The 12406-nt window shown below is 70.5% G+C and carries 11 protein-coding genes; 6 read left to right on the top strand and 5 right to left on the bottom strand.

Features of this window, described 5'->3' with window-relative positions; all coding sequences use genetic code 11:
- Positions 1 to 85 precede the first annotated feature (85 nt).
- A complete protein-coding gene (locus OL358_RS14965; RefSeq protein ID WP_264710855.1) occupies positions 86 to 871 on the bottom strand; it encodes a GntR family transcriptional regulator in 786 nt (261 codons plus the stop codon).
- 307 nt (positions 872 to 1178) lie between these two features.
- Between OL358_RS14965 and OL358_RS14960 the strand changes: the two genes are divergently transcribed.
- Positions 1179 to 3005: a sigma-70 family RNA polymerase sigma factor gene (locus OL358_RS14960; RefSeq protein ID WP_264710854.1), complete on the top strand. Its 1827-nt coding sequence runs from the start codon at positions 1179 to 1181 to the stop codon at positions 3003 to 3005.
- A 39-nt stretch (positions 3006 to 3044) separates the two neighbouring features.
- Here the strand turns inward: OL358_RS14960 and OL358_RS14955 are convergent, their stop codons facing one another.
- Positions 3045 to 3665 (bottom strand): response regulator transcription factor, encoded by a 621-nt coding sequence (locus OL358_RS14955; protein WP_264710853.1) that lies wholly within the window; start codon positions 3663 to 3665, stop codon positions 3045 to 3047.
- Between the two features lie 350 nt (positions 3666 to 4015).
- Here OL358_RS14955 and OL358_RS14950 point away from each other — a divergent pair, with 350 nt between their 5' ends.
- The 5 genes from OL358_RS14950 to OL358_RS14930 are packed head-to-tail and all read left to right on the top strand — an operon-like array spanning position 4016 to position 9703.
- Entirely contained in the window at positions 4016 to 4492 is a 477-nt protein-coding gene (locus OL358_RS14950; RefSeq protein ID WP_264710852.1) for a VOC family protein, read from the top strand.
- A complete protein-coding gene (locus OL358_RS14945; RefSeq protein WP_264710851.1) occupies positions 4489 to 5634 on the top strand; it encodes a PQQ-dependent sugar dehydrogenase in 1146 nt (381 codons plus the stop codon). The genes OL358_RS14950 and OL358_RS14945 overlap by 4 nt, the downstream gene beginning before the upstream one ends.
- A 45-nt stretch (positions 5635 to 5679) precedes the next feature.
- Positions 5680 to 6765: a putative zinc-binding metallopeptidase gene (locus OL358_RS14940; RefSeq protein WP_264710850.1), complete on the top strand. Its 1086-nt coding sequence runs from the start codon at positions 5680 to 5682 to the stop codon at positions 6763 to 6765.
- On the top strand, positions 6762 to 8441 hold the full coding sequence (locus OL358_RS14935) for an acyl-CoA dehydrogenase family protein (protein WP_264710849.1): 1680 nt from the start codon (positions 6762 to 6764) through the stop codon (positions 8439 to 8441). Before OL358_RS14940 ends, OL358_RS14935 begins: the two co-directional genes overlap by 4 nt.
- 53 nt (positions 8442 to 8494) lie before the next feature.
- On the top strand, positions 8495 to 9703 hold the full coding sequence (locus OL358_RS14930) for a glycoside hydrolase family 3 N-terminal domain-containing protein (RefSeq protein ID WP_264710848.1): 1209 nt from the start codon (positions 8495 to 8497) through the stop codon (positions 9701 to 9703).
- On the opposite strand, the gene OL358_RS14925 is transcribed toward OL358_RS14930, so the two are convergent.
- The 3 genes from OL358_RS14925 to OL358_RS14915 are packed head-to-tail and all read right to left on the bottom strand — an operon-like array spanning position 9704 to position 12405.
- Positions 9704 to 10579, bottom strand: coding sequence for a 3-methyladenine DNA glycosylase (locus OL358_RS14925; RefSeq protein WP_413631642.1), 876 nt, complete (start codon positions 10577 to 10579; stop codon positions 9704 to 9706).
- Positions 10580 to 10624: 45 nt separating this feature from the next.
- Positions 10625 to 11338 (bottom strand): SOS response-associated peptidase, encoded by a 714-nt coding sequence (locus OL358_RS14920; RefSeq protein WP_264710847.1) that lies wholly within the window; start codon positions 11336 to 11338, stop codon positions 10625 to 10627.
- A 29-nt stretch (positions 11339 to 11367) separates the two neighbouring features.
- The gene (locus OL358_RS14915) at positions 11368 to 12405 is read right to left on the bottom strand and encodes an App1 family protein (RefSeq protein ID WP_264710846.1); all 1038 of its coding nucleotides are present in this window, start codon (positions 12403 to 12405) and stop codon (positions 11368 to 11370) included.
- Position 12406 lies beyond the last annotated feature (1 nt).

Here is a 12406-nt window from a genome sequence, read left to right as displayed (position 1 = left end):
AATCCTCGCGGGCGGACTCGCGCTGGCGTACCTCATCGCGCGCCCGAAGAAGTCGGCGGAGCCGATCACCGCCGCGCTCGCCGACTCAGCTGAAACCGAGATCCTGGACGGGGCTCTCGTTGACCGGCCGCAGCGCGTCGCCCCCGTCGGAGCGTCCCACACGCGAGAAGAAGGCCACGCGATCCGCCCGGAGGGCGACGGTGGAGAAGCACAAGGGCACTCCGTCTTCGTCGTACATCACTTGTTCGAGACTGAGCAAGGGGCTGCCGGCGATCACGCTCAACCGCTGACCGACCGACTCGTCCGCGAGCATCGCGCCGATGAGGAACTCTGAGGACGACAGGCGCAACCCGCCGTTGTGAAGGAACTGGTAGATGTTGTGGCCGAACGGTGCGGTTTCGAGCGCTTCCGCCTTGGGCAGCACGAAGTAGTTGGTGGAGACAGCGCTCGCGTAATTCGCCGGGGCGGCGATGTACTCGACTCGCAGGACGCGAGGCCCGCAGTCGGGCATGCGCTCGGCAGCCACCGGCGGTGTTCCGATGACCTTTCGGTCGATGACGCGCGGGTAGGTGGACTGCTCAGGGATGACATCCACGCCGTGGAACTCGTAGAGCCCGAACACGGAGCCGATGTCGGCCTGCGTACCCACTCCGTGGGTGCGCGTCACCACCCCGGTCTCCTTCAGCTGAAGCAGCACGTCTCGCACGACCGTCCGGCTGACCCCGTAGTCGCGCATCAGCTCGGGTTCGCGGGGGAGCCTGCCATCGGGGAAGTCCCCGCGAACGATGGCCGCGCGCAGGAGGAGGGCGAGTCGCCGGCGCTCCGCATTGCTTGCAGCCTCGCGGAACTGCGGCGAGGAATCTCTCAACACGGTGGCCATAATAGGGTCGCGCGACAGCCCCGGCTAGTCGCGCGACGACGGCTGGAGCACCCGCGTTCGCCCGAGTGCCGGATCTGCTCGCCGACGGAACGCCGCGAGTCTCCCAGGATCGCTCGGACAATTCTCCTCACTGCGCGTCATGTTTCTCCGTGGTTCTCGTCTTGCACTTATGAACCCGAATTGATCTCGGCAAAAGGACCCCCACAAACGGGGGATTTCCCTGCCACCTCGGTCGCCGGCGTCGAACGCTCGACGTCTGCGACGAAGACTTGATTGCGCCACCCGGCGAGGAGAACCTTTGATCACCGCTTCCAGCATCGTCGTGGACGGTCCGCAGCAGGAGCGATCCGACGAGGAACTCGTCCTCGCTGCGCGAGCCGGGGATGACGATGCCTACGCGATGCTGTGGCGACGTCACGTGACGAGCGCGAGGAACGCTGCACGCGCGGTGAGCCCGAACGTGGACGCCGACGACCTCGTGTCGGAGGCGTTTGCGGCGATCCTGTCGGCGATTCGCAAGGGCGGCGGACCGCAGGAAGGGTTCCGACCTTATCTGTTCGCCACTATTCGCAACATCGCCGCGACGTGGGGTCGTCGGACGACGGAGACCCCACTCGACGATCTCGACGAGCGCGCTGCCGACGTTTCCACGGAGTTCGCCGAACTCGTCGCCGATCGCTCGGTGCTCGCGCAGGCGTTCCGCGAGCTGCCCGCTCAGTGGCGCACCTTGCTGTGGTACCTCGAGGTCGAGGGCATGAAGCCGCGAGAGGTCGCGCCGCTCCTCGGCATCAGCCCGAACGCCGTCTCCGCGCAGGCTTATCGAGCGCGCGAAGGATTCAAGCTCGCGTGGCTGCGAGCGCACATCAGCGACCAGTCTCGGCCGGCGGAGTGCCGGTGGGTGGGCGAGCTGCTCGTGGCGAGTGAGCGCAAGGCGATCAAGCGCGCCGACCGACGTCGACTCGATGAGCACCTTCGCAAGTGTGCGGCGTGCCGCATCGTCGCAGCCGACATCGATCACGTCTCACAGAAGCTCCGGCTCGTGCTCCTGCCGCTTGTCCTGGGCGGGGCTGGCGCCCTCGCCTACACCGCTGATGCCACGCCCGCGATGGCATCGACGATCGCCGGAACGTCGGAGGGCGGCGGACGGATGTCCGATGCGGCGGAATCGGGCGCGGGGGGTGCCCATGGCGGCGGTGCGGGCTTGGCGAGAGCCGGCGCCGCCGCCATTCCCACCGGGGTAGCGGTCATCGCGGGCATGGGGCTGGCGGCGGCGTTGGCGGTCGGCACGGTCGTGATGGCGGGGACCGCGTGGCACATCCCCGCCGCGGAGCCACGGCCCGCGCAGACGGCGCCAGCCGAACACGAGCGCGACGACCCGCCTGCCGCGACGCCCGACACGACCGAAGCCGTCGGTCGCCCGCCTGTTCCTCAGCCGATCGCACCACCCGCACCGCCGAGCACGGAGTCGACGCTCGACCCGGCGCCCGTCCCGGCGCCCGTCCCGTCGCCGGCTCCGGTGAGGACTCCTCCTGCGCCCAACCCCCCGGTCATCGAGCGGACGGCGACCGCCTCCCTCGACGAGCCCGGCGATCTCGCCGCCGCCGTCCCTGCACCGTTCACCGGAATCGGCGTGCCGGAAGCGAGTGTGACGTTGCTGGATGAGACGGGCGCCGTTCTCGCCGTCACGTGCGCGGATCGGAGCGGGCGATTCGCCGCGATTGTTCCTGGGGATCTCCTCCGCGACGCCATGACCATCCGTGCGGTGCAGACGGCGCGTGGACTGAGGCCGTCCGAGCCGAGCGCGGCCGTCGGCCCGCTGACCGTTCCTGCGCCGTCGGTGACCATGAGCGGCGGCGTCATGGAAGCCGTGCTCAGCGACCTCGATCTCGACGGCGAGGTTGACGACCTCACCGTGCTTCTGAGCGGGTTGATCGGCCAGACGGTCGCGGTCGCGGTCGACGGAGTGTGGACGGGCAACCTCCACGTGCTCGCGGAAGAGCCATTGCCACGCGCCGTCCTCGACCTGTCTCCGGGAACGCATGTGCTTGCAATTCGCTACGTCGATCCGGCGACGGGGCGGGAAGGGCGCGTCGCGACCTTCGGCTTCGAGGCGATCAACGGCTGACATCGGCGCAGTCGCGGCCCACGGACAGACGGGGCTGCTTCAGTTCGGCGGCACGAAGCCGTCCTCGACGGCGCGCCGGAAGAGGTCGATCCTGTTTCGAGCCGGCCTGCCTGCCGCTGCGTACTTCGCACGGATGCGCCGGATGTGGTCGATGACGGTCTCTCTCGAGAGGAAGAGCTCGGATGCCACGCGCTCCGCCGTCTCTCCGGCGGCGTAGAGGCTGAGGACCTCGCGTTCGCGCGCGCTCAGACCTGCGTCTTCAAGGGATGTCGATGCGGTCGCCCGTCGGGTGCTCGGGATGGCGGAACCGAGGACCACCCGCAGAGTCTGGGTGATTCGGCGGGGATGGTCGGTCTTGTAGATCACCGCGGCAGCACCCGCTTTTGCCGCGTCGCGCACGAGCCGGCTCTGATCGGCACCGACGTAGGCCACGACGCTCGTGGTGGCGGGAGCGAGAATCCGCATGGCATGGGCAGCCGCGTGCGGGTCGCCGGGAGCGAGATTGAGGATGACCACCCCGAAGTCGCTGTCCTCGTGAAGCAGCGCCCGCGGGGTGCTGCCGCTGGCCACGACATGCATATCCGGCTCGGCATTGATGATCGCGGTGAGGCCGAGCACCGCAGCGGGGCTGTCGTCGATGATTCCCACCCGGTACTTCACGGTGACCCCCAGCTCATCGGGTTCGGCGGGCCGAGAAGGTCGCTCGGTGTTGCTGCACCGGGAGCGCCGTCGCCAGGGCCCTGGCTGCTGTGCGAAACGGGCGCGGGCGCCCGCCGCTGGTCGCCTGCTCGGACGTGGTCCGGTGGGCTGATGACATCGGCTGACTCTCCTTCCCGGGCACCCGGAATGTCGAGGCACCACAAACTAGATCCGCGCGAGCGGGTGAATATGACGTTCGGACCGGGACAATCCCCAGTTATGGGGGGTTCGGCGCTTGTCAACCGCGCGACACTCGCCGTTGACCGCACCGCGTCGCCGGGGGACGCTTGGGAGAACCCCCGGAGGATGACATGCCTGAAGCCACCCCGTTCCTATGGTTCGACGACGACGCCGAGAACGCGATCGCCTTCTACACGGAGCTGATCCCCGAATCTGCGATCGTCTCGATGGGGAAGTATCCCGATGAGGTGCCCGGCATGGGCGGCAAAGTCATGCACGCGCACTTCCGGCTCGCGGGCCGCGACTACTACGCGATGGATGCCGGGCCCCAGTTCCCCTTCACGGAGGCGATCTCGCTGTATGTGTCGTGTGCAGATCAGGCCGAGGTGGATCGGTACTGGGACGCCCTGACCGCAGACGGCGGACAGGAGCAGCCGTGCGGCTGGCTGAAGGACCGCTGGGGGCTCTCGTGGCAGATCATCCCGGACCGTCTCATCGAGCTCATCCGCCACCCCGACCCTGAAACCGCGCACCGCGCCGTCCAGGCAATGCTCACGATGCATCGGATCGACATCGCCGCTCTCGAGGCGGCGGCTGCGGGAGCGTGACGCGCAGCGCGCGCATCGCCGCGGTCGGATGCCTCGTCCTGGCCGCACTCGCGGCATCCGGCTGCGCCCCGACGCCCGCCCGAGAAGCCGCGCCGCCGATCGTGTCGCCCACGTCGGTCACGCCCTCGCCGAGTGCGGCAGCGACCGGCGCGTGGCGCGTGGACGGTGCGCCGCAGGCGCTCGCGACGGGGCTCGCCGCCCCGTGGTCGGTCGTCCCGGTGCGCGACGGGGGAGCGCTCATCTCTCAGCGGGATGACGGGACCGTCGTCGAACTGACGCCCGCGGGCGAGGTGCGCACGGCGGGGACGGTGCCGGGCGTCGTGTCAGGAGGAGAGTCCGGCCTGCACGGACTGGCGCTCCTCGAGCGCGACGAGGTCACCTGGCTGTACGCGTACTACGGCGCGAGCGACGACAACCGGGTCGTGCGGATGCCGCTCCTCGGCGAGTCCGGTGCGCTGTCGCTCGGCGAGAGCGAACTCGTGTTCGCGGGGATCCCGCGGGCGAACACCCACAACGGCGGTCGCATCGCCTTCGGCCCGGACGGCATGCTCTACGTGGCGACGGGCGACGCGCAGAACCGCGACGCGCCACAGGACCCGGGCGCGCTCGGCGGCAAGATCCTGCGGCTGGATCCCGAGGGCGATCCGGCTCCCGGCAATCCGTGGGACAGCGCCGTCTACTCGATGGGTCATCGCAATGTCCAGGGTCTGGCCTGGACGCAGGACGGCACCATGTGGGCGAGCGAGTTCGGCCAGGACACGTGGGACGAGCTCAACCGCATCGAGGCCGGCGGCAATTACGGGTGGCCGGTCGTCGAGGGGAACGCGGGGCGCGAGGGGATGATCGATCCCGTCGTGACCTGGGCCACCGACGACGCCAGTCCCAGCGGCATCGCGGCCGTGGGCGACACGGTGTTCCTCGCCAGCTTGCGCGGGGAGCGGCTGTGGGTCGTCGACACCGCGGACGGAGCGGATGCGGGAGAGCCCATCGCCGTCCTGGCCGGGGATCAGGGCCGCCTCCGCGATGCGGTCGCTGCTCCCGACGGGACGCTGTGGGTGCTGACCAACAACACCGACGGCAGGGGATCGCCGCGGCCCGAGGACGATCTGCTCCTCCGCCTGCGGCTGGCCCCCGCGCCCTGACGCGTCGCGCTCCCCGTGCGCGCGCCTCGGCAGTACGGTGAGAGCGTGAGCTCCCAGCCCCGCTGCCCGCACTGTCGCCACTTCGTGTACCTGGACACCCTGACCTGCCCGAACTGCGAGGCGGAGCTGGGCTATCACATCGTGACCCGGCAGTTCTACGGCATCCGCCACGGGCGCGTGCAGATCGAGGAGAAGACCTGGTACTCCTGCTCGAATCGGGAATGGGCCTGCAACTGGCTGGTGCGAGAGGATGCCCCGGCCGGCCGCTGCTTCTCGTGCCGCCTCACGCGCCGGCGGCCGGCGGCGGATGACACCGTCGCGCTCGAGAAGCTCGCCAAGACCGAGGAGGCCAAGCGGCGGCTCCTGCTCCAGCTCGGCGACCTCGGACTGCCGATCGTCCCGTGGGACGTCAAGGACGGCGGACTGGGCTTCGACCTCATCTCCAGTCTCACCGACGGCAAGCCCGTCATGATCGGGCACGCGAACGGCATCGTCACGATCGATCTCGCCGAGAGCCTGGACGACCGGCGCGAGGCGCTGCGCGTGCGGCTCGGGGAGCCGTACCGCACGATCCTCGGGCACCTGCGCCACGAGGTCGGGCACTACTTCCAGAACGTGCTGCTGACCGACGACGCCTTGTGGGCGAAGTGCCGCGCGCTGTTCGGCGACGAGCGCGCCAGCTATCGCGACGCGCTGACCCGCCACTACAAGCTCGGGGCACCCGTCGACTGGCACGAGAGCTTCATCTCGGAGTACGCCACGATGCACCCGTGGGAGGACTTCGCCGAGACCTTCGCCCACTACCTGCACATCACCGGCACCCTCCAGACGGCGGCCGCGCTCGGCATCCACCTCGACTCCGCCGTCACGAACCTGCGCGACACCGACGTCATCCCCATCGAGTCGTACCGCGACGAGCCGATTCAGCGCCTGCTGACCGATTGGGAGTGGATGTCGCAGGCATTCAACCGCATCAACCGGGCGATGGGCTTCGGCGACCTGTACCCCTTCACGATCGTGGGGCCGGTGCGCCACAAGCTGGAGTTCGTGCACGACATCATCACGCGGGCGCCGCTCACCTTCGACGAGCAGTTCGCACTGGCCTTCACATCCGAGCCGGAGCGGGCATGACGACCTTCGCGCGGGGCCAGCGCGTGATCGGCGCGTTCACGCACTTCGTCGACAACCAGCCGCCGTGGCGCGTGGACGTCGACGAGTATTCGGCCAACGCCCCGCTGGTGGGTGCCGTGGACGCGTTCGGAGCAGGCTGGGCCGACTCCGAGTTGCGCGAGGCGGGCGCGCTCGTCGGCTCACTCGACTTCCAGCGGGACGCCGAGCTGGCCAACGTCCACACTCCTGTCCTGTACACGCACGACCGGTGGGGTTTCCGGCTCGACGAGGTCGAGTACGACCCGTCGTACCACCGTGTGATCTCCGCCGCCCTCGCGCGCGGCGCGCACACCGCGGCGTGCGCCGACCCTCGCCCGGGCGCCGCCGTCGCCCGTGCGGCCACCTTCATGCTCTTCGCACAGGTGGAACCCGGACACGCCTGCCCGGTGTCCATGACGCACGCCGCCGTCGCGTCGATCGCCGATTCGCCGTGGGTCGCGGAGGAGTGGATGCCGCGCCTGCTGTCCCGTGAGTACGACCCGCGTCTGCTCCCCGCGGATCAGAAGCCGAGCGCCCTCGTCGGCATGGCGATGACCGAGAAGCAGGGCGGATCGGATGTGCGCGCGGGGACGACGGTCGGCGTATCGATGGGCGGGCACGCGTATCAGCTCACCGGCCACAAGTGGTTCTGCTCCGCTCCGATGTCGGACGGGTTCCTCGTGCTCGCGCAGACCCGCCGGGGAGGCACGGACGAAGGACTGTCGTGCCTGTTCGTGCCGCGCATCCTGCCCGGCGGCACGCGCAACGTGTTCCGGCTGCAGCGGCTGAAGGACAAGCTGGGCAATCGCTCGAACGCGTCGGGCGAGGTCGAGTTCGACGGCACGGTCGGGTTCGTGCTGGGTGAGCCGGGCCGGGGCGTGCGCACCATCATCGAGATGGTGCAGCGCACACGCCTCGACTGCGTCCTGGGCACCGCGGCCGGGATGCGTCAGTCCGTCGCCGAGGCCGTGTGGCATGCGCGCGGGCGCGTGGCGTTCGGCGCGCCGCTGGCCGACCAGCCCGCGATGACCGCCGTCCTCGCGGACCTCGCGCTGGAATCCGAGGCCGCGATGCTGACGGGCCTGCGCCTCGCCCAGCTCTTCGAGGCGGCGGCATCCGACCATGACATCGCCTTGCGGCGCCTGGCGACCCCCGTCGCGAAGTACTGGGTCTGCAAGCGGGGGCCGCACCATGCGTACGAGGCGCTCGAGTGCCTCGGCGGCAACGGGTACACCGAGGCGTTCCCGCTCGCACGGCGCTACCGCGAGCAGCCGGTGATGGCGATCTGGGAGGGCTCGGGCACGGTGATCGCGCTCGATGTCCTGCGGGCGCTCACACGTGATCCGGACTCGGCCGAGGCCTTCGCCGCCGAGCTGGACACGACCGATGGCGCTTCCGCGATACTCGACGCCCACAGCGCCCGCACCCTGGCACTGCTGCGCGATCTCCAGGGAGCCGACCCGGAGACCGCTCAGGGACAGGCCCGCAGGCTCACGGAGTCGCTCGCGCTGGCGTTCCAGGCCTCGCTCATGCTGCGCCACGCGCCCTCCCGCGACGCCGAGGCGTTCATCGCCGCGCGCCTCGGCGATGATCGCGCCGCGCAATACGGAGTCCTGCCGGCCGGGACGGATGCCGCCGCCATCGTCGCCCGGCATTGAGCGCCCCGACGGCGAGCGGTGCGCGATCGCAGCACGCGACCTAGGCTGACGTGGTGGATGTCGCTCGACGGGGAATCGCCGCCGCGGCGGTCGCGCTCGGGCTCGTGGCGATCGGCGTGATGCCGTCGGCGTGGGCGGACGAGACCGATCCGCCGGCGGCCGAGGACGCGGGGTCGGTCCGCGTGGAGGCAGCCGCCGCCGATGCCGTGAGCGACGAGTCGGTGCGCGCGGTCGCGGCGATGTCGCTCCGCGAACGTGCGGCATCCGTCGTCATGGGGCATATCCCCACGACCGACACCGCCGCGCTGAGGGACTACATGGCCTCGACCGGCATCGGCGGGTTCATCCTGATGGGAGCCAACATCCCGGCGAGCGAGAGCGCCCTGCGCGACGTCACGGCGGCGCTCACGATCGACCCGGCTCTGCCGCCGCTCCTCGCGATCGACCAGGAGGGCGGCGACGTCTCGAGGCTTCCCTGGGACGGATTCCCCTCCTCACTCGAGCTCAAGGACGCGCCGCCCGCGGCGGCGCAGGACGCCTTCGCCGCTCGTGCCGCCCTCGTCCAGCGAGCCGGCATCGGGGTGAACTTCGGCATCGTGGCCGACGAGACGAACGACCCGGGATCGTTCATCTACCGCCGCGCTCTGGGTACGACGCCGGACTCCGCCGCTGAGCGCGTCGCCGCCGCGGTCGCGGGTGAGGGCAGCGCGGCGATGTCGACGCTCAAGCACTTCCCAGGGCACGGAGCCGCGCCCGGCGATTCGCACCGGGGCATCCCGTCGACGGACATGTCGAAGGACCAGTGGGCCGCCTCCGACGGCGTGCCGTTCGCCGCAGGCATCGACGCCGACGCGCCGCTGCTGATGTTCGGGCACCTCGCCTACACCGCGGTGGATGCCGCGCCCGCGAGTCTCTCCGCCGAGTGGCACCGCATCGCGCGGGAGGAGCTCGGGTTCGAGGGAATCGCCGTCACCGACGACCTCGGCATGCTCGAGGCATCCGGCGACCCTCGCTACGGCGATCCCGTGGCGAACGCGGTCGCCGCCCTCGCCGCGGGCAACGACGTCGTCCTGGGGGTGATGTTCTCGGATTCCCGGAGTGCGACACGGATCGTCGACGGGATCGTCTCCGCCGTGGAGTCCGGGTCGCTGCCGGCCGAACGGCTCGACGAGGCCGCGGCGCGCGTCCACGAGATGCGGACGAGCCTGGCAGCCGATGGGCGAGGACTCATGCCGTGCGCCGACTGCGAGTCCGCGGGCTGATCAGCCTCGCTCGATGATCTCGATGAGCCGCGCGCGGATCGCCTGACCGCGGTCCGTGAACGCCCGCTGAGCGCGTACGTACTCGGCCTTTCCTTCGGGCGTCTCGATCGCGACGGGCTCGTAGCCCCACGACAGGAGGTCGTACGGCGATGCGCGCATGTCGAGCGTGCGGATGTCGCGCGCGAGCTCGAACGCTGTCAGGAGCAGGTCGCCCGGCACGATCGGGCCGAGCTTGATCGCCCACTTGTACAGATCCATGCCCGCGTGCAGGCATCCGGGCTGCTCGAGTGCGGCTTGGCTCTCCCGGGTCGGGGTCTCACGATTGCGCGGCGCCGCGTCGGGCGTGAAGAACCGGAAGGCGTCGAAGTGGGTGCAGCGCAGGTCGTGCGCCTCGACCACCGCATCGGTACCGGACAGTCCGAGCCGCAGCTGCACCTCGTGGCGGTGATCGGGATCGCGGTACACCATCGCCCACTCGTGCAGTCCGAAGCATCCGTATCCGGCGGCACGTCCCCGCGTCGCGCGAAGGATGCGGCCGATGTTCGTGATGAGCGCGCCGTACTCCGCACGCCACCGCGCGCCGTCCACGACGAGCGATCCCGGTGCATCGCCGGGCGCGTACCCGCGCCACTGCGCGCGCGGAGTGGTCGCGGCATCCGCCAGCTCGACGCCTTCGCCGGGGTGCCAGCGCCGCAGCACGGCGGGCTTGTACGAGTAGTACGTGAAGAGGAAGTCCTCGACGGGATGCTTCTCGCCGCGGGATGCGCGGGCGCGGTGGGCCGCGGTGAGGGCGTCGGCCCGTGCGCCGTGAGCGCGCTCGAGCTCGCCCCACACGGGGGCGGCGAGCACGGGGCTGGACGGGGGCGCGATCGTCACCGTTCGAGGATACGCGCGGGGCAGGGGCGGCCCGCCGGCGGTGGCTCAGTCGTCGGCGGGATCGATGAGCTCGGGGGAGTTGTTGCGCACGTTGCCGACCGCGCGTGAGACGACATGGTCGTCGAGCGTGTCGGCGAGCGCCGGCGCCGCGTCGATCGCCGCGTCGAGCACGTCGCGCACATTGTCGGTCGTGGGGTCGAGCCACGCGTCAGCGTGATCGGGGTCGAGGAACAGCGGCATGCGGTCGTGGATGGAGCCCAGGTGGCCGATCGCGTCTCGCGTCAGGATCGTGAAGCTCAGCACCCAGCGCGAGGGATCGTCGTCGGCCTTCGCCTTGTCGCGCCACCACTCGTAGAGCCCCGCCATGAACAGCGGCGATCCGTCGGCGGGGTGGATGTAGTGGGGGATCTTCGCTCCGTCGACGGTCTTCCACTCGTAATAGCCGGACGTCGGCACCACGGCGCGCCGCTTCTCGAGGGCGCTGCGGAACATCGGCTTGTCTTCGAGCTCCTCGGACCGGGCGTTGAACGCCCGTGCGCCGATCTTGACGTCCTTCGCCCAGCCCGGCACCAGGCCCCAGCGCGCGCTCTCGAGCCGCCGTACCGGCAGCTCCTCCTTCACGGAGTCGAGCACGATGGCCGCCTGAGCGGTGGGCGCCACGTTGTACGACGGCGCGGGCAGATCGTCGCCCTCGACGTCGACGCGGAGCACGCCGACGAGATCGGATCCGGCACTGGCCACCACGAAGCGTCCGCACATGCGGGAAAGCCTACGCGCGGCGTCCGACGTCAGCGCGGGACGACTCCGACGTCCTCGAGGCGCTCCAGGAGGCCGGCGCCGTCGGACTCGGACACCCACGGCACGCGGGCCGCGCTGTGGTCGTTCACCGCTGTGCGTCCGCCCGCGAGCACGGCCTCGGTGGGAGACAGCCGGCGGATCGCGACGCCGACGACGTTCGCCGGATGCTCGGCGGTGAAGGTCGTGTACAGCTCGTCGTCATGCTGGCCGTCGTCGCCGATGAGCAGCCACCGCACGTGTGGGAACTCGTCCGCCAGCCGGCGGAGGTTCGACAGCTTGTGCGCCTGGCCGCTGCGGAACCACCGATCGTGGGTGGGACCCCAGTCGGTGAGGAGCAGCGCCCCGGGCGGGAAGAGGTGACGGCGGAGGAACCGCATGAGCGTGGGTGCGATGTTCCAGGCCCCGGTGGAGAGGTACACCACCGGTGCTCCGGGGTTCTCCCGGACGACCCGCTCCATGAGCACGGCCATGCCCGGGACGGGCTGGCGGGCGTGCTCGTCCACGACGAAGGAGTTCCATGCCGCGAGCAGCGGGCGGGGGAGCGACGTCACCATCACCGTGTCATCGACATCGGAGACCACCCCGAAGGTCACATCGGGCGCCACCACGAAGGCGCGCGTCTCGATGGGCTCGCCGTCCTCGACCGAGACGGTGAACGTCTGCCATCCCGGCTCGAGCGCGGCGGGAAGCCGTACGTCGATCACCCCGCCACGGTCGGCGACCACCTCGTGGTCGACGCCGGCGATCGTCACCGTCACCTGGGCGTAGCCGATCGGAACGGCCACGAAGCTGCGCCAGCCTCGCACGCTCGCGTACTCGCCGCTCTCGGTGCGCTTGCCCGGAGGCACGATCATGACGCGCCCGAGCACCCTCACCCAGTCCGGTCCGGCATACCCGGGGAACGGCGTGACGGTGGGCGTCTGGCCGCGGCGGCGGGCGCGGCGCTCGCGCCAGGAGTGGAAGCGGTACTCGAGTCGGGCGAACCACAGCACCTTGGTGCGGGGCGGCGGAGTGGCGGTCTCGGGCATC

It is taken from the genome of Microbacterium sp. SSM24 (assembly GCF_025989145.1).
Classification (GTDB): domain Bacteria; phylum Actinomycetota; class Actinomycetes; order Actinomycetales; family Microbacteriaceae; genus Microbacterium.
The sequence above is the reverse complement of the archived record's forward strand: the minus strand, read 5'-3'. Positions and strand labels throughout refer to the sequence as shown.